Source organism: Streptomyces sp. LHD-70 (genome assembly GCF_031157275.1).
Classification (GTDB): Bacteria; Actinomycetota; Actinomycetes; order Streptomycetales; family Streptomycetaceae; genus Streptomyces.
Window position 1 is genome coordinate 52,121 of sequence record NZ_JAVIFW010000027.1, and the last position, 19,600, is coordinate 71,720.

Sequence of the window (19,600 nt, forward strand, 5' to 3'; positions counted from 1 at the left end):
GGCGTTTGAGGACGAGGCCGTCAGGCCGATGGGGGTCTGGGGCGCAGCCCCAGGTGCCGAGCCCCGGACCACCCGCACCGGGACGCCGACGTAAGACCTACGCCGGTACGTGAACCGCCTCCACCCGGCTCGCCACCAGCCGCTCGCTCTCCAGCCGTACCGCGCGCCTGCGCAGCCGCAGGATCTGTGTGACGCCCAGAGCCTCCAGGACGAAGATCGAGCAGAACGCGATCCGGTAGTTCTGGCCGGTCGCGTCGAGCAGGACGCCGACCGCGAGCAGTGTGGTCATGGAGGCGACGAAGCCGCCCATGTTGACGATTCCGGAGGCCGTGCCCTGGCGCTCCGGCGGGTTGGCGGGGCGGGCGAAGTCGAAGCCGATCATCGAGGCCGGGCCGCAGGTGCCGAGCACCACGCAGAGGACGACGAGCAGGGCCGTCGGCGCCGATTCGCCCGGGTAGCCGAGAGTGAGGGCCCACGCGAGGGCGGTCGCGGTGACCGTGCCGAGGGCCAGCGGGGTGCGGGCGGCGTGGTGGCGGGCGACGACCTGGCCGTAGACGAGGCCGATGGTCATGCTCGACAGCACGGTCAGGGTGAGGAGTTCACCCGCGGCGGCGCGCGACAGGCCCTGCGCCTCCACCAGGAACGGCATCCCCCACAGCAGCGTGAAGACCATCATCGGGAACTGCGTGGTGAAGTGCACCCACAGGCCGAGCCGGGTGCCGGGCTCCCGCCAGGCCTCCGCTATCTGCCGCCGTACGAACGCGGGGCCCTGGGCCTGCCTGACCGGCGGCGGCTCGTGGCCCTCCGGGTGGTCCTTGAGGAAGAGCAGCAGCAGGACGAGGACGACGACGCCCGCGAGCGAGCTGCCGACGAACGCGGCGGTCCAGCCGAGCCCGTGCAGCATCCGCGAGAGCACGAGCGTGGACACCAGGTTGCCGCCCATCCCGATGAGCCCGGCGAGCTGCGCGACGAGCGGTCCGCGCCGCGCCGGGAACCAGCGGGTGCCCAGGCGAAGCACGCTGATGAAGGTCATCGCGTCCCCGCAGCCGAGCAGCGCACGCGCGGCGAGCGCCATGCCGTACGAGGGCGCGAGCGCGAAGGCGAGCTGGCCGACGGTGAACAGGACGACGCCGAGGGTCAGCACCCGCTTCGTGCCGAGCCGGTCCACCATCAGGCCCACGGGGATCTGCATGCCCGCGTAGACGAGGAGCTGGAGGATCGAGAACGTGGACAGGGCGGAGGCGCTGACGTGGAAGCGCTCGGCGGCGTCCAGGCCTGCGACGCCGAGCGAGGTGCGGAAGATGACGGCGACGAAGTAGACGGCGACGCCGATCGACCAGACCGCGACGGCCTTCCGGCCGCCGGGCGGATCGCCGGGGAGCCGGATCCCTGGCTCACTCATCGCACGTCTCCCCTGGCCAGGTTGGAGAACCAGCCGACGTGCCGGTGGACGACGGCGACGGCCGCGTCCGCGTCACCGGCGCGCAGCGCGTCGAGGATCTCGGCGTGCTCGCCGAGGGTCTTGGCGATGCGGTCGGGGTGCGAGTGCATCACGGCGACGCCCATCCGCAACTGCCGGTCGCGGAGCTGGTCGTAGAGGCGGGAGAGGATCTCGTTGCCGCCGCTGCGGACGATCTCGGCGTGGAAGCAGCGGTCGCTGACGGCGGCCGCCGCGAAGTCCCCGGCGGCGGCCTGTGCGCGCTGCTGGGCGAGGAGCCCCTCCAGGCGCTCGATGAGCGCGGCGGGCGCGGGCACGGCCTTGCGCGCCGCGTGCTCCTCGACGAGCAGCCGGGTCTCGACCACGTCCGCGATCTCCTGCGCGGAGACCGGCAGGACCAGGGCGCCCTTCTTCGGGTACAGCTTCAGGAGCCCCTCGACCTCCAGCTTGAGCAGGGCCTCGCGCACGGGCGTACGGGAGACGCCGACGTCGGTGGCCAGCTCGCCCTCGGTGAGGAGGGTGCCGCCCTCGTACCGCCGTTCCAGCACGGCCTGCTTCACGTGCTGGTAGACGCGCTCGGCGGCGGGGGGCTGCTTCGTCGGGGGTGCGGGGGAGGGGGAGGGCGCGGCAGGCATGCGCACAGCATAGATACATCAGGTGTACATCAGGAACCGGCGTCCGGGATGCGGGACGGGTTCCGGATATCGGACACGTATGGCCGATTACAGGACACGCTCGCGCGTTCCCGCTTTCACCCGCACGAGTGCGCATCCATTCACTTCGGCCGTACGTCTTGTATCCGGAACTGCCGTTCTGGGTTTCCGATTTGACACCTCTCGGGTGTCTTTCCCCAGACGCTTACGCGAATTCGGAGCATCGACTTTGATCCGTACCACCCGACGCGCGCGCAGGACTGCCGCCGTCGTCCTCACGACCGGTGCCGCCCTGGTCGTCTCGCCGCTCGCGACGCCCGCGCAGGCCGCCGCCAAACCCCCGTCCGTCAGCGCCAAGGGCGCCTACCTCGCGGACGCGAAGAGCGGGAAGCAGCTCTTCGGGAAGGCCGTCGACACCAAGCGGCAGATGGCCTCCACCACCAAGGTCATGACCGCGGCCGTCGTCCTGGACACCCCGGGCCTGAAACTCGACCGCAAGATCACCGTCAAGAAGACCTACCGCGACTACGTCGCCAAGGAGGGCGCCAGCACCGCCGACCTCCGCACCGGCGACAAGCTCACCGTCCGCCAGCTCCTCTACGCGACGCTGCTGCCCTCCGGCTGCGACGCGGCGTACGCCCTGGCCGACACCTTCGGCAGCGGTTCGACGGTGAAGGCGCGTACGGCGTCGTTCATCTCGAAGATGAACAAGAAGGCCGCCTCACTCGGCATGAAGAACACGAAGTTCGACTCCTTCGACGGCATCTCGAAGGGCGGCAAGAACTATTCGACGCCGAAGGATCTGACGAAACTAGCCGCGCACACAGTCAAGAACTCCACGTTCCGTACGGTCGTGAAGGCGAAGAGCACCCGGCAGAAGGCGCCCGCCGGCAGCGGCGGCACCCGCACCTACACCTGGTACAACACCAACAAGCTGCTCGGCTCGTACAAGGGCGCCATCGGCATCAAGACCGGTACCGGCAGCGCCGCCGGGTCCTGCCTCGTGTTCGCCGCGACCCGCGGCGACAAGACCCTGGTCGGCGCGATCCTGAACGACGCGAACCGCTACGCCGACGCGGCGAAGATGCTCGACCACGGCTTCAAGTCGAACTCCGCGAAGACGATGCGTCTGCGTCCGCTGCCGAGCGGCGCGCAGCAGGACTGACGACCCGGCCCGCGGCCCTGATCCGGCTCCTGCCGCCCCGGGAGGAGCCGGACACCGCCGCGAGCGCCACGGCCGCGAGCGCCAGCGCCGCCCCGCCCACCGTGAACGCGCTGACCTGCGCGTCCCCGTGCGGCAGGAACACATCGAGGGCGAGCGAGCCCAGCAGCTGCCCGGTGATCGTGCACAGGCCGAGCAGCAGCACACCCAGCTTCTGCACAGCGGCCACGGCGACCGAGATGAACGCGATGCCGACGAGCCCGCCGAGATACAGGTACGGATCGCCCGGCAGCCCCGCCGGCACCCCGGCCAGGACCGCGTGCCCCACGAAGACCAGGCCCAACACCGCCGTACCGGTGAGGAAGTTGAAGTACGTGCCGGTGTACGCGGACCCCGACGAAAGCCGTACGTGACCGTTCACCGCCTGCTGCCAGCTGACGCACACCCCGGCGACCACGGGCAGCACGAGCAGCAGATACGGGAACCCGGCACCCAGCCGGTCCGCCATCGACACCCCGACCGCCACGAGCACAAGCCCGGCGCCCACCGCCCGCCGCACCGTGGGCCGCTGCGGACCGGCAGGCCCGAGCCCCTTCGCGTCGACGAGCAGCCCGCCGCCCACCTGCCCGGCGACGACGGCCACCGTGAACAGCGCGACGCCGAGCGCCCCGACGGTCAGGCCCTGCGCGAGCACGAACGTGGCCCCGCCGCAGCCGCCGAGCAACTGCCACCACTTCAGGCGCTGTTGACGTACGTCCTGCACCACCCGCCCGAGGCCGTGCCGGGCGCCGCGCACCGCGAGCAGCCCCACGGAGAGCACGAGCAGCCCGGAGCCGAAGGAGAGCACGGCGGCGGCGGTCCCGTCACCGAGATCGGCGGCGAGCTGGCCGTTGATGCGGGCCTGCAGGGATATGAGCGCCCCGGAGAAGACGGCGAGGAGCAACCAGAGGACGTGCACGGCAGGAGCTTTCGTGACGGGGACGGGCGGGACAGGCGGGATGGTGCGGGACGGGGGCGGGACGGGGGCGGGACGGGGAACAGGCGTGAGCCCGGATGCGCCTTGCGGGGGCGCACCCGGGCTCGATGTGCGAAGGCGTGTGCAGGCTACGCCCAGGTGATCAGGCGCTTGGGCTGCTCCAGGATCGCCGCGACGTCGGCGAGGACCTTGGAGCCCAGCTCGCCGTCGACGAGCCGGTGGTCGAAGGAGAGCGCCAGGGTGGTGACCTGACGCGGCTTGACCTTGCCCTTGTGCACCCACGGCTGCGGCTTGATCGCGCCGACCGCGAGGATCGCGGACTCGCCGGGGTTGAGGATCGGCGTACCGGTGTCGACCCCGAAGACCCCCACGTTGGTGATGGTCACGGTGCCGCCCTGCATCGCGGCCGGGGAGGTCTTGCCCTCCCTGGCCGTGGACACCAACGCGCCGAGCGCCTCGGCCAGTTGGGGCAGGGTCTTGGCGTGCGCGTCCTTGATGTTCGGCACGATCAGACCGCGCGGGGTCGCGGCGGCGATACCCAGGTTCACGTAGTGCTTCTGCACGATCTCCTGGTTGGCCTCGTCCCAGGCGGCGCTGACGTCCGGGTTCCGCTTGATCGCGACGAGCAGGGCCTTGGCGACGAGCAGCAGCGGGTTCACCCGCAGCCCCTGCATCTCCTTGTCGGCCTTCAGCTCCTCGACGAGCTTCATCGTCCGCGTCACGTCGACGGTCACGAACTCCGTGACGTGCGGCGCGGTGAACGCGGACCCGACCATCGCCTGCGCGGTCGCCTTCCGTACGCCCTTGACGGGGACACGGGTCTCGCGGGCGTCGGCGGTCACGGGCGCGGGCGCGGCTTCCTGTACGGCGGCCTCGGGTTCGGGCGCGGGCTCGACGGCGGCGTGCACGTCCTCGCGCGTAATGATCCCGTCGGGCCCGGAGGGGGTGACGGTCGCGAGGTCCACGCCGAGATCCTTGGCGAGCTTGCGGACGGGGGGCTTGGCGAGGGGCCGGGGGATGGTGGTGCCATTGCTGACCACCGTTGTGGGGGCAGCCGTCCCGTTCGTAACCGTTGTGAAGGCAGCAGCCGCTCCCTCCCCGTTGTGGGCAGCTGGTCCGCCAGGGGCGGAACGGGTGGGCACAACCCCACGTGCCGAGTCGTCCTTACGTGCCCTCCGCTTGGTCGAGCTCTCGGCGACGCCGTAGCCAACCAGCACAGGTTGACGTCCCTGAGGCTCCTCGGCCTCGACAGCCTCGACAGCCTCGACCTCAGCCGCAGGCTCGGGCGCCGACTCCCCAGCCCCACCCACGGTAATGATCACTTGGCCGACGTCCACCGTCGTACCCTCGGCAAAGCGAAGCTCCCGCACGACGCCGTCGAACGGAATCGGCAGCTCCACGGCCGCCTTCGCCGTCTCGACCTCGCAGACGACCTGCCCGTCGGACACGACATCACCGGGCGCGACGAACCACTTCAGGATCTCCGCCTCGGTCAGACCCTCGCCCACGTCGGGCAACTTGAACTCGTACACCATCAGTCCAGCTCCCCTCAGTACGCCAGCGAGCGGTCGACGGCGTCGAGCACCCGGTCAAGGCCCGGCAGGTACTCCTCCTCCACCCGCGCGGGCGGGTACGGCGAGTGATAGCCGCCGACCCTCAGCACGGGCGCTTCGAGGTGGTAGAAGCACCGCTCCGTGATGCGCGCGGCGATCTCCGCGCCGGAGCCGTAGAACACCGGGGCCTCGTGCACGACGACGAGGCGGCCGGTGCGCTCCACCGAGGCCTGCACCGTGTCGAAGTCGATCGGCGACATCGAGCGCAGGTCGATGACCTCGAGGGACTTGCCCTCCTCCTGCGCGGCCGCCGCGGCCTCCAGGCAGACCTTGACCATCGGCCCATACGCGACGAGCGTCAGGTCGGAGCCCTCGCGCACGGTGCGTGCGGAGTGCAGCGGGCCGGGGATGGACTCGGTGTCGACCTCGCCCTTGTCCCAGTAGCGCCGCTTCGGCTCGAAGAAGATCACCGGGTCGTCGCTCTGGATGGCCTGCTGCATCATCCAGTACGCGTCCGACGAGGTGGAGGGCGAGATCACCTTCAGGCCCGCGACGTGCGCGAACAGTGCCTCCGGCGACTCGGAGTGGTGCTCGACCGCGCCGATGCCGCCGCCGTACGGGATGCGGATGACGACCGGCAGCTTGATCTTGCCGAGCGCGCGGGCGTGCATCTTGGCGAGCTGCGTGACGATCTGGTCGTACGCGGGGAAGACGAAGCCGTCGAACTGGATCTCCACGACCGGCCGGTAGCCGCGCAGCGCGAGGCCGATCGCGGTGCCGACGATGCCGGACTCGGCGAGCGGGGTGTCGATCACCCGGTCCTCGCCGAAGTCCTTCTGCAGCCCGTCGGTGACGCGGAAGACGCCGCCGAGCTTGCCGACGTCCTCGCCCATGATCAGGACCTTGGGGTCGGTCTCGAGGGCCTTGCGCAGGGATTCGTTGATCGCCTTGGCGATCGGCAACTTCTGTACGGCCATGGTCACTTGCCCTCTCCCACCGGGACAGCCGAGTCAGCGAAGGATGCCTGGTAGGCGGCGAACTGGGCGCGCTCCTCGTCGACGAGCGCGCTGCCGTCCGCGTAGACGTTCTCGAAGATCGACATCGGGTCCGGGTCGGTCATCGCCCGCACCGCCTCGCGGACCCGCCTGCCGAGCGCCGCCTCCTCCTCTTCGAGCGAGGCGAACCAGTCGGCGTCCGCGATCTTCTCGGTCTCCAGGTACGTGCGAAGCCGCTGGATCGGGTCCTTGGCCTCCCAGGCCTCCCGCTCCTCGTCCCGGCGGTACTTGGTGGGGTCGTCGGACGTGGTGTGCGCACCCATGCGGTACGTGAACGCCTCGACGAGCGTGGGACCTTCGCCGCGGCGGGCCCGCTCCAGGGCCGAGCGGGTCACGGCCAGGCAGGCGAGGACGTCGTTGCCGTCGACGCGGACGCCGGGGAAGCCGTAGCCGCGGGCGCGCTGGTAGAGCGGGACGCGGGTCTGCTTCTCGGTGGGCTCGGAGATCGCCCACTGGTTGTTCTGGCAGAAGAACACGACCGGGGCGTTGTAGACCGCGGAGAACGTGAAGGACTCGGCGACGTCACCCTGGCTGGAGGCGCCGTCACCGAAGTACGCGATGACCGCGGAGTCCGCGCCGTCCTTGGCGACGCCCATCGCGTAGCCGGTGGCATGCAGGGCCTGGGAGCCGATGACGATCGTGTACAGCTGGAAGTTGTTGCTGTTCGGGTCCCAGCCGCCGTTGTTGACGCCGCGGAACATGCCGAGCAGGTTCTCCGGCGGGACCCCGCGGCACCAGGCGACGCCGTGCTCGCGGTAGGTCGGGAAGACGTAGTCGTCGTCGCGGAGCGCGCGGGCGGAGCCGATCTGCGCCGCCTCCTGGCCGAGCAGCGAGGGCCACAGGCCCAGCTCGCCCTGGCGCTGCAGCGTCACGGCCTCGGCGTCGAAGCGGCGGGCCATCACCATGTCGCGGTAGAGGCCGCGGAGTTCCTCCGGGCCGAGGTCGATCGAGAACTCGGGGTGCTCTACGCGCTTCCCCTCGGGGGTGAGCAGCTGGACGAGTTCGGGGTCGTGCGGTGGTGCGTCGTGCGGTGCTGCTTCGCGCGCTGCGCTCTTCGCCGCCGCCTTCTTCGCCGGTTTCTCCGGCGACTTCTTGGCGGTTGCGCGCTTGGTGCCCGCCCCGCTGCTGTTGCTGCGAGGCTTGCGCGCGGCGGTGCTCTCCACGGTCACGTGTGCTCCTCCGTCGGTCCGGCTTCCCGGGATCCGCCGGGTAAGCCAGTGCGGCTCGCCTGTCGTCCCGGCCCGTGCACGGGGTGTGTGCGTTAGGCGTTTCAGGGATGGCAGGCGTGACAGGTGCCCCGGCGAGAGCCCTGCACAAAGCACGTTACCCAGTGCTCCGCATATCTGCGAAACCCCACTTGACCTGCGACTTTGCTTGGATTTCCAAGTAAATTCGAGAAAGCGGGAACAACTACTGGTCAGCGCCTTGCAGGGGGCCGGAACAACGGAACGTTATCCCGGCCACCCAGAGCATTGGAAGAGTCGGTGTGTGACACTGGCAGGGTGCACGAACAGGGAAAAATCAGCGTATTTCTGCTCGATGACCATGAAGTCGTCCGGCGCGGAGTCCATGAGCTGCTGTCCGTCGAGTCGGACATCGAGGTGGTCGGCGAGGCCGGCACGGCGGCCGACGCCCTCGTCCGGATCCCCGCCACGCGGCCCGACGTCGCGGTGCTCGACGTGCGCCTGCCGGACGGCAGCGGCGTCGAGGTCTGCCGCGAGATCCGCTCCCAGAACGAGGACATCAAGTGTCTGATGCTGACCTCGTTCGCGGACGACGAGGCGCTCTTCGACGCGATCATGGCCGGTGCCTCCGGGTACGTCCTGAAGGCGATCCGCGGCAATGAGCTGCTCACCGCCGTACGGGACGTGGCGGCCGGCAAGTCCCTGCTCGACCCGGTGGCCACGGCCCGCGTCCTGGAGCGGCTGCGCGACGGCAACAACGCCAAGGGCGACGACCGGCTCGCGAACCTCACGGAACAGGAGCGCAAGATCCTGGACCTGATCGGCGAGGGCCTCACCAACCGGGCCATCGGCGAGCGCCTTCACCTGGCCGAGAAGACCATCAAGAACTACGTCTCCAGCCTGCTGTCCAAGCTCGGCATGGAACGCCGTTCGCAGGCCGCCGCCTTTGTCGCCCGTATGCAGGCGGAAAAGCACTGACCGGTCCGTTCAAATCCTGCATTTCCCCGGGACTATTGCCCCGTCCATCTTGCCCCGCTCAGCTTGCCCTGTTCCTCGGGGCGGGTGGCTCTTTCCGCGCGCCTCTTCGGCAGCGGAAAGGGGAATACATGCCCACCGAAGAACTCCGCGCCGCCGAACCGCGGCATGGACCGTGTGGACGACCGCGACGGCGGTACGACGAAGCCCGCTCACGGGGTGCGTGAGCGGGCTTCGTCGTAGCCGGTTCCGGGGCGGCGGGTCAGCTCCCGACGCCCGGGGGTAGTTACCCGACGTCCAGCGTGGGCTCGTCGGTCACCGGGTCCTCGGTGGGCTCCTCGGTGGGCTCCTCGGTCGGCTCCTGCGTCGTCGGCTCCTCCGTCGGCTCCTGCGTCGTCGGATCCTCGGTGGGCTCCTGCGTCGTCGGGTCCTCGGACGGGGTGTACGAGGGCTGGGTCGGAGCGTCGGTGTAGTCCGGGTTGCCGCCGGTACCGCCGGGCTCCGTCTCCTCCTCCGTCGTCTCCTCGTCCGTCGGCTCCTTCGTGGGGTCCTTCGACTGGGACTGCGTCGGTGTCGGGTCCTTGTCCGGGCCCGGGTCCTTCTGGGCGCTCTGCGTGGCGTTCAGGGCCACGGCCACGCCGACCGCGATCGCCGCGATGGCCAGGACCGCGAAGAGCCACATCTTGCCGCGGCCGTTGCCGCCGCGACCGCCCCGGCGGCCGCCGTTCCCGCCGCCGCCGTCGAAGCCGCCGTCGTCGTCCCCGATCGGGCGGACCATCGGCTGCTGCATCTGCGCCGTACCGCCGGTGTCCCCGGGGTGCTGCCGGGCCGCGGCGCCGGTGACGCCCATCGCCGGGGTGCTGCCGCCCTCGTGCATCGCCACCGGGCCCGTGCTCCACGTACCGGTGTGGCCGCCCTGGTCCTGCAGCATCTGCAGGCCGTACTGGACGAGGCCGCGCATCTCCTCGGCCGTCTGGAACCGGTCGTCCGGGTCCTTCGCGAGGGAGCGCATCACCAGGCCGTCCAGCTCCGGCGGCACCCCGTCGGACAGCTCGGACGGCGGGATCGGCATGTCCTGCACGTGCTGGTAGACCACCGAAAGCGGGGTCTCACCGGTGAACGGGGGCCGCAGCGCGAGGAGTTCGTACAGCATGCAGCCCGTCGCGTACAGGTCGGAGCGGGTGTCGACGGCCTTGCCGAGGGCCTGCTCCGGCGAGAGGTACTGCGGGGTGCCCATGACCATGCCGGTCTGGGTCATCTGCTGGGAGACGCCGTGCAGCGCCCGCGCGATGCCGAAGTCCATCACCTTCACCGCACCGGAGTTGGTGATGATCACGTTGGCGGGCTTGATGTCGCGGTGCACGATGCCGTGCTGGTGCGAGTAGGCCAGCGCCTCCAGGACGCCCGACACGATGATCAGTGCCTGGTCCGGGCCCGGCGCCTCGGCGTTGAGCAGCAGGTCACGGATGGTCCGGCCCTCGACGAGCTCCATCACGATGTACGGGATGGTGTTGCCGCCGATGAAGTCCTCACCGGAGTCGTAGACCGCCACGACCGCGTGGTGGTTGAGGCCCGCGACCGACTGGGCCTCGCGCGTGAAGCGGGCCTTGGAGACCGGGTCCTCGGCGAGGTCGGAGCGGAGCAGCTTCACGGCGACCGTGCGCCCGAGCCGTACGTCCTCGGCGGCGAAGACCTCGGCCATGCCGCCGCGGCCGAGTCTGTGGGTCAGCCGGTATCGTCCGTCTCCGACAAGTCCGCCATTACCCCACAGCTCAGGCGCATCTGACATACCGCCGCCAGTCGCCTCGGGGTCGGACGGGCCCTGAGCGCGCTGCTGGTCCATCAGTCCTCGCCGTCGTTTCCTGTCGTAACTGGTCGCGTCTGGTCCGTAACCCGCATGCCCACCAACCCGGCATGCCCGCCTGCATCCGCCCCAGATGGGCGAGTGCGCGCGACTCCTCTTACGGCCTCCGTCGGCCCACGCTACAGCCTCGGCGCGACGCGCTGGTTCGAGATGGACCGGCCATCAAACCTGTTACCCGGGGTTTCGGGCAAATCGAGTGGTCTGTCCCGGCGCGCGGGGCGCAGGACGTGACAAGAGCGTGACAGGCGCCATATCACTCCGCGGACGCCCCGGGTAACGCTTCCGAGACGGTTCTTGCGCGTAGGGTCACGGAACGGGCACCCGGCTTGACGTGTCGGTGCCCTCGGGCAGACTTGGCCCGGAATAGCAGGGATCTGCGCGCAGGCACGCGCATTCACACGCGCATTCAGGCGCCGATGGGGGACGCAGAAAATGAGCCAGGACGGCGCACAGGGCGGCCGGTACGCGGGGCGTGCCCTGGCCGGCGGCCGCTACCAGCTGCGGGACCTCCTCGGCGAAGGCGGCATGGCCTCCGTGCACCTGGCGTACGACTCGGTGCTCGACCGGCAGGTCGCCGTCAAGACCCTGCACACCGAGCTCGGCCGCGAGCAGTCCTTCCGCGAGCGCTTCCGCCGCGAGGCCCAGTCCGTGGCCAAGCTCACGCACACCAACATCGTCTCGGTCTTCGACACCGGCGAGGACGAGCTCGACGGCTCGACGATGCCGTACATCGTCATGGAGTACGTCGAGGGCAAGCCGCTCGGCTCCGTGCTCGACGCGGACGTCGCGCAGTTCGGCGCGATGCCCGCCGACCGCGCCCTCAAGGTCACCGCCGACGTCCTCGCGGCCCTGGAGATCAGCCACGAGATGGGCCTGGTCCACCGCGACATCAAGCCCGGCAACGTCATGGTGACGAAGCGGAACGTCGTCAAGGTCATGGACTTCGGCATCGCCCGCGCCATGCAGTCCGGCGTGACGTCGATGACGCAGACCGGCATGGTCGTCGGCACCCCGCAGTACCTCTCGCCCGAGCAGGCCCTCGGCCGCGGTGTGGACGCCCGCTCCGACCTCTACTCGGTCGGCATCATGCTGTTCCAACTGGTCACCGGGCGGCTGCCGTTCGAGGCGGACTCGCCGCTGGCCATCGCGTACGCGCACGTGCAGGAGGAGCCGGTCGCGCCGTCCTCCATCAACCGTTCGCTGCCGCCCGCGGTGGACGCGCTGGTCGCCCGCGCCCTGAAGAAGAACCCCAACGAGCGCTTCCCCACGGCCGACGCGATGCGGGACGAGTGCCTGCGGGTCGTGCAGTCCCTGCAGGGCGCCGCGCCGAGCATCGTGCCGGGTGCGCACACCGGCAGCGGCGCGGGCGTCGGCGCCTCGGTGTTCCCGCCGGTCGACCAGGGTGCCCCGGCGCCCGGCCCCGGCAGCGTCCAGACCCCGTACCAGCCGGCGCCGTACGGTCCCGGCCCCGGCGGGCTCGGCGGCCCCGGCGGCCCTGGCGGCCCTGGTACGCCCGCCCCTACTCCCGCTCCCGGGTACGGCTACCCGCAGCAGGGCGGGTACCAGACCCCGGCGCCCGCCAACTTCGCCCCGCAGCAGGGCGGCCCCGGCACCCCGCCGCCGTACAACCTGAGCCCGCAGCCCGCGACGGCCGGCGGCGGCAACCACGGTGGTGGCGGCAAGAGCAACACCCCGGTGATCGTCGGCGCGATCGCCGTCGCCGTGCTCGCCATCGGCGGACTGGTCACGGCCCTCACGCTGAACGACAGCGGCGGCGGCGGTGAAGACCCCGGAGGCAAGGAGACGCCTACGGCCGAGGAGGTCGCGGGCCACAAGGGCCCGGACAAGACCAAGGTCATAGACATCACCGACTGCACGGAACCCCGGGAGAGCTTCTCGGACCCGAGCATGAAGACCCTGCCGAAGTTCGAGTACCGCAACATCGACTCGGTCAAGGAGTGCATCCAGAAGGGCGGCTGGAAGTACAAGATCACGACCGTGGACGAGAACACGTACGGCGAGGGCACGGTCATGAAGCAGTACCCGACGTCGGACACGGACTTCGACCCGGACAACCCGCCGACCATCCAGCTGGAGGTCTCCAGCGGGAACCCGCCGCAGTAGCGCCCGTTCGTCGCTGTGCATGACGGAGCCCGGCCCACCTGACGAGGTGGGCCGGGCTCCGTCGTTGTCGGTACGGGTGGGTGCCGCCGGGGGTTACAGGTACGGGCCCCCGGAGCGGCCCGCGTGCGGGTGGTCCTCGTCGCCCTCGTGACCGCCCGCGCCGGGCGGCAGCGCGCGGCGCATCTGCTCCAACTGGGCGCGGGCCGCCATCTGCTGGGCGAACAGCGTGGTCTGGATGCCGTGGAACAGCCCCTCCAGCCATCCGACCAACTGGGCCTGCGCGATGCGCAGTTCGGCATCACTGGGCGTCGTCTCGTCGGTGAACGGCAGCGAGAGCCGCTCCAGCTCCTCGACCAGCTCGGGTGCGAGGCCGTCCTCCAGCTCCTTCACCGAGCTCGCGTGGATCTCCTTGAGCCGCACCCGGCTCGCCTCGTCCAGAGGTGCCGCCCGCACTTCTTCAAGCAGCTGCTTGATCATGCTGCCGATGCGCATCACCTTGGCCGGCTGCTCGACCATGTCCGTCACCGGAAGCTCACGTGACTCGTCATCACCACCGCCTCCGCCACCGAGGGCCATTCCGTCCTGACCCACGACGAGGACCTGGGGGTTTTCCTGCGACCTGTCGTTCCTCGGCATCTCCATGCGGCCATTCTCTCGTACGCCTGCTGCACAACAGGGTGGTGCCCCGCCGCAGCGTTGATCCACCCTGCGCGTACGGTGCGGCCGCCCCCGCCCGCGGGCTTGAGGTCGGCGGGGCGGCTCAGGTTCGTCTGATGCGTACGGCGAGGAAGGCCAGGCCGAGGCCGATCAGGACCAGGCCCGCGCCGAGCGGCAGCACCCGCAGCATGGGGCCGTCGTCGCCGACCGCCTGCCGTGCGGTCTTGTCGCCGGGTACGTCCGGAGTGGTGGAGGCGTCCGGGCGTCGCTCGGTGGAACGGGTCGGTTCCGGCGGGTTCGGCTGGTTCGGCTGGTTCGACGGGTCCTGGTGGTTGGGCTGGGGCGGGTGCTGGTTGTGGTGCTGGTGTTGCTGCTGCTGGTTCTGGCGGTGTTGCTGGTGCTGGCGGTGTTGCTGCTGGTGCTGGTGTTGCGGGGGCGGCTCCGGGTCCGGGATCGGCTCCGTACGGCCGGGGCGCTGACGGCCCTCACCTGCGTGGCTGCCCGCGAGGGAGGCGTCGGGGCTCGGTCGCTCGGGGCTCGGTTGTCCGGGGCTTGATTGCCCGGGGCTCGGTTGTCCGGGGCTCGGTTGCCCGGGGCTCGGTTGTCCGGGGCTCGGTAGCTCGGGGCTCGATTGCCCGGGGCTCGACCGGACCGGCTCGCGGGGTGCGGGGGGCGCGGTCGCCGTGGCCGGGCCCGCAGGCAGCAGCGTCGCGAGGAGTACGGCGAGCAGCGCGGCGGTGTGCCGCAGGCGGAGCCGTGGAGTCACGTCGGTGACCCCCTCCCGGTGCCGAGTCGCCAAGGTGGATGCCGTCAGCGTCACATGCGCGGACAACTCGGGCATCCCGGGGCGGGCTGGGGGAGGGCCACCGGGGTCGTACGGTCAGGAGGTCCGGCCGTACGGCGGTCGGGGGCTGGCGGTCGGGGGGCTGGCGGTCGCGCGGGCACGCAGGGCGCGCGGGCCACTTGGGGCACGCCGTCACACCGTCACGCCGTCACGCCGTCACGCCGTCACGCCGTACGGCGGTCGGGGCCTCAGCGGGTGAGGAGCACCTTGCCGACGTGCGTGCTCTCCTCCAGGACCCGGTGCGCGTCCGGCGCCTCGGCCATCGGCAACGTCCGGTCGACGACCGGCTCGACGCGGCCCGCCTCGATCAGCGGCCAGACGTGCTCCCGTACGGCGGCGACGATGGCCGTCTTCTCCGCGAGCGGGCGGGCGCGCAGCGTGGTCGCGGTGATCGCCGCGCGCTTGCTGAGGAGCGCGCCGAGGTTGAGCTCGCCCTTGACCCCGCCCTGCAGCCCGATGATCGCGAGACGGCCGTTCACCGCGAGCGCCTTGACGTTCCGCTCCAGGTACTTGGCGCCCATGATGTCGAGGATGACGTCCGCGCCCGAGCCGTCCGTGGCCGCGCGGATCTCCTCCACGAAGTCCTGCTCGCGGTAGTCGATCAGGATGTCCGCGCCGAGCCGCGCGCAGTGCTCCAGCTTCTCCTTGCCGCCCGCCGTCACCGCGACCCGCGCGCCCACGGCCTTCGCCAGCTGGATCGCCATCGTGCCGATGCCGCTGGCCCCGCCGTGCACCAGCAGGGTCTCGCCCGGGCGCAGATGGGCGACCATGAAGACGTTCGACCAGACCGTGCACGTCACCTCGGGCAGCGCCGCCGCCGTGACCAGGTCGAGGCCCTGCGGCACGGGCAGCAACTGCCCTGCGGGAACGGCGACTTTCTCCGCGTACCCACCGCCCGCGAGCAGCGCGCACACCTCGTCGCCGACCGAGAAACCGCTCACCCCCGGACCGAGCGCGGCGACGCGGCCCGAGCATTCGAGACCGGGGTACGGGGAGGCGCCGGGCGGCGGGTTGTAGAAGCCCTGGCGCTGGAGCAGGTCGGCGCGGTTGACGGCGCTGGCCGCCACCTCGACCAGGACCTCGCCCTCGCCGGGTACGGGATCGGGGACCTCGGCCCAGACAAGCGCCTCGGGACCACCGGGTTCGGGGATCGTGATCGCATACATGGGCGCGAGGCTACTCGCCGGGCGCCGCCTTGCGGAGGTGGCGGTTGCTCAGTCGTTCGGCAGCGGGCGGAGGTCCGGGACCCCGGGCGGGCCGGGCGTGGCCCGTACGATCGTGATCAGACGGTCCGTCAACTCCAGCTTGCCGATGGCCGGATCGTCGTAGCCGAGCAGCCGGTGCCCGCGTACGACGCTCACCACGAGCTCCTCGACCTCGCGCGCGGTGCGCCCCACCTCGGCCTTTATCACCGGGCGTTCGATGAGATCGAGGCCGCTGCCCTGCTGGATCAGGTCCTCCATGACCGTGCCCGCGCTAGGGCTGAGCACCGACAGGCCGAGCAGGCGGCCGGCGGCGCTGGCGCTGGTGATCACCGCGTCGGCGCCGGACTGGCGGAGCAGCGGCGCGTTCTCCTCCTCGCGTACCGCCGCGACGATCTTCGCGCCCCGGTTGAGCTGGCGGGCGGTGAGCGTGACGAGGACGGCGGTGTCGTCGCGCTGGGTGGCGATCACGACCTGCCGGGCCTTCTGCGCCTCGGCCCGCAGCAGTACGTCGCTGCGCGTGCCGTCGCCGACTACGCCCACGAACCCGTCGGCCGTGGCCGCCTCGATGACCTTGGCGCTGGGGTCGACGACGACGATCTGTTCCTTCTTCAGACCCGTGGCGCAGAGGGTCTGGATCGCGGAGCGGCCCTTGGTGCCGAAGCCGACGACGACGGTGTGTTCGCGCAACTGGGACCTCCAGCGGTTCAGCCTGAATTCCTCACGGGTGCGCTCGGTGAGGACCTCGAGCGTGGTGCCGACGAGGATGATCAGGAACAGCACGCGCAGCGGTGTGATGACGAGGATATTGATGACACGGGCGGTGTCGCTGGCCGGCACGATGTCGCCGTAGCCGGTGGTGGAGAGGGTGACGGTCGCGTAGTAGAACGCGTCCAGGAGGCTGACGTCGCCGTCCTGGTTGTCGTTGTAGCCCTCACTGTCGGCGAAGACGATGAAGGCCGTCGAGACCAGCACGGTCAGAGCCATGGCCAGCCGCTTGGCGACCTGCCGCAGCGGACGCTCGACCTCTCGCTTCGGCAGCTTCACCTGGGCGCTCACCAGATGCTCGTCCGCCTGACGGGCCATGGCGTCATGGCCGGGCAGTTTCACGTGAAACACCCTTCCGCGCTGTTCGTGTCATGGGTCGGGGGCGCGGACGGCAGTGTCCACGGCAGGTCGAGGATCTCCAGCTCCTGGCCGGGCTTCGCCCCGCCGGGCGGCACCACGGCGAGGCCGTCGGAGGCGGCGATCCCGCGCAGCATGGCCGGGCCGTTGTAGTGCAGCGGCACGGCGACCAACTGCGGCTCCGCACGCAACGCCACGGGCACAAGCCGTGTGTCGTGCGGATGCCCGTGGATCTCTTCCCTCGTGGGGGCGAGATACGGCACCGGCGCGATCCGCCCGGAAAGCGTACGCAACACCGGTTCGGCCAGCGTCAGCAGCCCCGATACCGCGGCGAGCGGGTTGCCGGGCAGCCCCACCAGGTGGCGGCGCTCGTCGAGTCGGGCGAGCAGCATCGGGTGCCCCGGCCGCACCTCCACGCCGTCCACGAGCAGTTCGGCGCCGAGCGCCCGCAGCGTCGGATGCACATGGTCGACAGGGCCGGACGCGGTTCCTCCGGTCGTCACGACCAGCTCGGCCTGCGAACCCGCGACCGCCTCACGCAGCTTCTTCGCGTCGTCACCGAGCCTGCGTACGGCGATGACCTCGGCGCCCAGCGCCCGTAGCCAGGACGGCAGCATCGGGCCGAGCGCGTCCCGGATCAGCCCCTCGCGCGGCAGCCCCTCGGTGAGCAACTCGTCGCCCAGTACGAGGACTTCGACGCGCGGACGGGGGACGACCGGGAGCGAGTCGTACCCCGCGGCGGCGGCGAGGCCGAGCACCGCGGGGGTCACGGAGAAGCGCGCGGGCAGGAGTTGGTCACCGCTGCGGCACTCCTGGCCGCGCGGGCGGATGTCCTGACCCTGCATCACCTCCCGCTCGGCGTGCAGCCGGCCCTTGCTGTCCGTACGGCCGTGCTCGCTGCGGATGACCGCGGTGACCTCGCGGGGGATGCGCGCACCGGTCGCGATCGGCATCGCCTCGCCGTCCGCCAGCGCCTCCGCGCCGGATTGACCGGCCAGCACTCCCTCGTCCCGCACCTTCCAGGGGCCCGGTCCCGCGACCGCCCAGCCGTCCATCGCCGAGGTGTCGAACGACGGCAGGTCGGTCAGCGCGGTCAGCGGAGCGGCGAGGACCAGGCCGAGCGCCTGGTCGAGCGGGACGGAGGCGGGGCTCCTGCGCGCCACGGACTCACCGGCCCGGGTCGCACAGGCGCGGGCCTGCGGCCAAGGGGTGCCTCGGTGTTGGGCGTGGGGGTTGCCGGGGTGTGGGTTGCTGGTGCCGGGGTTGCTGGTGCTGGGGTTGTTGGTGCCGGGGTTGTTGGTGCCGGGGTTGTTGGTGCCGGGGTTGTTGGTGTGGGGGTGGTCGGGGCGGGGGCTGTCGGGGCGGTGCTGGTCGGCGTGGGGGGCGTGGCGCTCTCCGGGGCGCGCCCCGCCCTGCCCGTCGTCGTATCCGGCCGACGCTTCTCTGACCAGGGCCAGGGCCTCGTCGACGTCTTGGTCGTGGTCGCGTTCGGCGTCCCGGTTCGGGTCGTCCCCGGAGGCGCGCTTCGCGTGCCCCCCGCGGCCGTCCATGGCGTTCATCTCGTTCAGCCCGCGGGGCCCGGTCATCCCGCGTCCGGTGCGGCGTCCGCGCCGGGGGCGCCGCCCGGCTGGTCGTCGCGCTTGTCCTCGTCGGCCCAGCGCGCGGCGAGCGCGGCGGCCTTGCGCGCCGCCTCGGCCACGGCTTCGGGCCCGCCCTCGGCCCGCGCCGCCGCGTACCCCACGAGGAACGTGGTCAGCGGCGCCGCCGGGCGCGCCACACCGTGTGCGGCATCGCGCGCGAGGTCCAACAGCAGGCCCGTGTCGACCTCCAGATCGATGCCCAGCTCGTCCTTGACTGCGGTGATCCATTCATCCAGCACGTGCTCATGCTCCCTGATGCGTGCGCGGGCTTCGGCGATGTCCTCCCAGGTGTCGCAGTCGAACGCGGCACGGGAGTCGCCGGGTTCGGTGACCCGGGTGAGGGTGAGACCGGCGGTGAGCCGTCGCAACGGCAGCCCGCCGAGCCCGCCGTGCTCCTCGGCCAGGCGCTCCACGCCCCGGCGCAACGCCTCGGCCCGGTACGCCGCCACGAGCGGCTGGTCCCGCCCTTCCCGATCTACCAGCAGGGCACCTTCGGGTTGTTGGCGCTTCGGCTGCGGGGCGCTTGGCTGCGGGGCTTCTGGCTGTGGGGCGCTTGGCTGTGGGGCTTGCGGATGGCTGCTGTCCGGCTGCGTGTTCTCCGGCTGCGCGCCCTCCGGCTGAGGGCCGTCCGGCTGCGTGCTGTGTGGCTGCGTGCTGTGTGGCTCGGTGCCTTTCGGGCGGTCCGTCGCCAACGCGTCGAGCAGCAGTCGTACGGTTCGCTCCCCCAGGAAGGGCAGGTCGGCGGAGAGGACGAGCACCGTGTCCGCCGTGGTCCGGCTCAGCCCGGCGGCGAGCGCGGCCAACGGACCGCCGCCGGGCGGCTCCTCGCGCGCCCACAGGACGGGGCGGGCGGTGGGCCTGCGCTCGGCGACGACCACCGTCGTGTCCGCGTCGGCGCAGGCGGCGAGGACTCGGTCGAGGAGGGACCGGCCGCCGACGCGCACCCCGGGCTTGTCGGCGCCGCCCAGGCGTCTGGCGGCGCCGCCGGCGAGCACGACGGCGTCATACGAGGTCATCCACCGAGTATGGCCGCACCGGCGATCAATGCCACCCCCGCGAACGGCCTCTACGCCGAGGGACATCCGTCACACCGAACGTGTCACCAGCTGCATGCTGCTCAGCGGCCGGTCGTCAGCGGGAGAACCCGC

General features: G+C 71.2%; 16 protein-coding genes. 4 read left to right on the forward strand and 12 right to left on the reverse strand.

Annotated elements, in window-relative coordinates; translation table 11 throughout:
- Window positions 1-97: 97 nt before the first annotated feature.
- Window positions 98-1,402, reverse strand: coding sequence for an MFS transporter (locus tag RCO28_RS34970; protein ID WP_308945396.1), 1,305 nt, complete (start codon window positions 1,400-1,402; stop codon window positions 98-100).
- Window positions 1,399-2,073, reverse strand: coding sequence for a GntR family transcriptional regulator (locus tag RCO28_RS34975; protein ID WP_308945397.1), 675 nt, complete (start codon window positions 2,071-2,073; stop codon window positions 1,399-1,401). The genes RCO28_RS34970 and RCO28_RS34975 overlap by 4 nt, the downstream gene beginning before the upstream one ends.
- A 247-nt stretch (window positions 2,074-2,320) precedes the next feature.
- Between RCO28_RS34975 and RCO28_RS34980 the strand changes: the two genes are divergently transcribed.
- Window positions 2,321-3,256: a D-alanyl-D-alanine carboxypeptidase family protein gene (locus RCO28_RS34980; RefSeq protein WP_374991305.1), complete on the forward strand. Its 936-nt coding sequence runs from the start codon at window positions 2,321-2,323 to the stop codon at window positions 3,254-3,256.
- Here the strand turns inward: RCO28_RS34980 and RCO28_RS34985 are convergent.
- From RCO28_RS34985 to pdhA, 4 genes are all read right to left on the reverse strand, one after another.
- Window positions 3,192-4,211 (reverse strand): DMT family transporter, encoded by a 1,020-nt coding sequence (locus RCO28_RS34985; protein ID WP_308945398.1) that lies wholly within the window; start codon window positions 4,209-4,211, stop codon window positions 3,192-3,194. The genes RCO28_RS34980 and RCO28_RS34985 overlap by 65 nt on opposite strands.
- A 146-nt stretch (window positions 4,212-4,357) precedes the next feature.
- Window positions 4,358-5,764, reverse strand: coding sequence for a dihydrolipoamide acetyltransferase family protein (locus RCO28_RS34990; RefSeq protein ID WP_308945399.1), 1,407 nt, complete (start codon window positions 5,762-5,764; stop codon window positions 4,358-4,360).
- A 14-nt stretch (window positions 5,765-5,778) separates the two neighbouring features.
- Entirely contained in the window at window positions 5,779-6,759 is a 981-nt protein-coding gene (locus RCO28_RS34995) for an alpha-ketoacid dehydrogenase subunit beta (protein WP_308945426.1), read from the reverse strand.
- A gap of 2 nt (window positions 6,760-6,761) precedes the next feature.
- Window positions 6,762-8,006, reverse strand: a complete 1,245-nt coding sequence (gene pdhA, locus RCO28_RS35000) for a pyruvate dehydrogenase (acetyl-transferring) E1 component subunit alpha (RefSeq protein ID WP_308945400.1) — start codon at window positions 8,004-8,006, stop codon at window positions 6,762-6,764.
- A 333-nt stretch (window positions 8,007-8,339) separates the two neighbouring features.
- Between pdhA and RCO28_RS35005 the strand changes: the two genes are divergently transcribed.
- The gene (locus RCO28_RS35005; protein WP_308945401.1) at window positions 8,340-8,999 is read left to right on the forward strand and encodes a response regulator transcription factor; all 660 of its coding nucleotides are present in this window, start codon (window positions 8,340-8,342) and stop codon (window positions 8,997-8,999) included.
- A 283-nt stretch (window positions 9,000-9,282) separates the two neighbouring features.
- On the opposite strand, the gene RCO28_RS35010 is transcribed toward RCO28_RS35005, so the two are convergent.
- Window positions 9,283-10,842 carry a protein kinase gene (locus tag RCO28_RS35010; RefSeq protein WP_308945427.1) on the reverse strand — a complete coding sequence of 520 codons (1,560 nt, stop codon included), beginning with the start codon at window positions 10,840-10,842 and terminating at the stop codon, window positions 9,283-9,285.
- A gap of 450 nt (window positions 10,843-11,292) precedes the next feature.
- Here RCO28_RS35010 and RCO28_RS35015 point away from each other — a divergent pair, with 450 nt between their 5' ends.
- The gene (locus RCO28_RS35015) at window positions 11,293-12,984 is read left to right on the forward strand and encodes a protein kinase (RefSeq protein WP_308945402.1); all 1,692 of its coding nucleotides are present in this window, start codon (window positions 11,293-11,295) and stop codon (window positions 12,982-12,984) included.
- A 93-nt stretch (window positions 12,985-13,077) separates the two neighbouring features.
- Here the strand turns inward: RCO28_RS35015 and RCO28_RS35020 are convergent, their stop codons facing one another.
- Window positions 13,078-13,626 carry a bacterial proteasome activator family protein gene (locus RCO28_RS35020; protein WP_308945403.1) on the reverse strand — a complete coding sequence of 183 codons (549 nt, stop codon included), beginning with the start codon at window positions 13,624-13,626 and terminating at the stop codon, window positions 13,078-13,080.
- A 586-nt stretch (window positions 13,627-14,212) separates the two neighbouring features.
- Here RCO28_RS35020 and RCO28_RS39535 point away from each other — a divergent pair.
- The gene (locus tag RCO28_RS39535) at window positions 14,213-14,260 is read left to right on the forward strand and encodes a hypothetical protein (protein ID WP_374991308.1); all 48 of its coding nucleotides are present in this window, start codon (window positions 14,213-14,215) and stop codon (window positions 14,258-14,260) included.
- A 413-nt stretch (window positions 14,261-14,673) separates the two neighbouring features.
- Here the strand turns inward: RCO28_RS39535 and RCO28_RS35030 are convergent, their stop codons facing one another.
- From RCO28_RS35030 to RCO28_RS35045, 4 genes are read right to left on the reverse strand one after another with little or no spacing between them, the layout of a single operon-like run.
- The gene (locus RCO28_RS35030) at window positions 14,674-15,651 is read right to left on the reverse strand and encodes an NAD(P)H-quinone oxidoreductase (protein WP_308945405.1); all 978 of its coding nucleotides are present in this window, start codon (window positions 15,649-15,651) and stop codon (window positions 14,674-14,676) included.
- A 48-nt stretch (window positions 15,652-15,699) separates the two neighbouring features.
- Entirely contained in the window at window positions 15,700-16,806 is a 1,107-nt protein-coding gene (locus RCO28_RS35035; RefSeq protein WP_308945406.1) for a potassium channel family protein, read from the reverse strand.
- Window positions 16,794-18,398, reverse strand: coding sequence for a molybdopterin-binding protein (locus RCO28_RS35040; RefSeq protein WP_308945407.1), 1,605 nt, complete (start codon window positions 18,396-18,398; stop codon window positions 16,794-16,796). The genes RCO28_RS35035 and RCO28_RS35040 overlap by 13 nt, the downstream gene beginning before the upstream one ends.
- Window positions 18,395-19,468: a DUF6457 domain-containing protein gene (locus RCO28_RS35045; RefSeq protein ID WP_308945408.1), complete on the reverse strand. Its 1,074-nt coding sequence runs from the start codon at window positions 19,466-19,468 to the stop codon at window positions 18,395-18,397. Before RCO28_RS35045 ends, RCO28_RS35040 begins: the two co-directional genes overlap by 4 nt.
- Window positions 19,469-19,600: the final 132 nt, after the last annotated feature.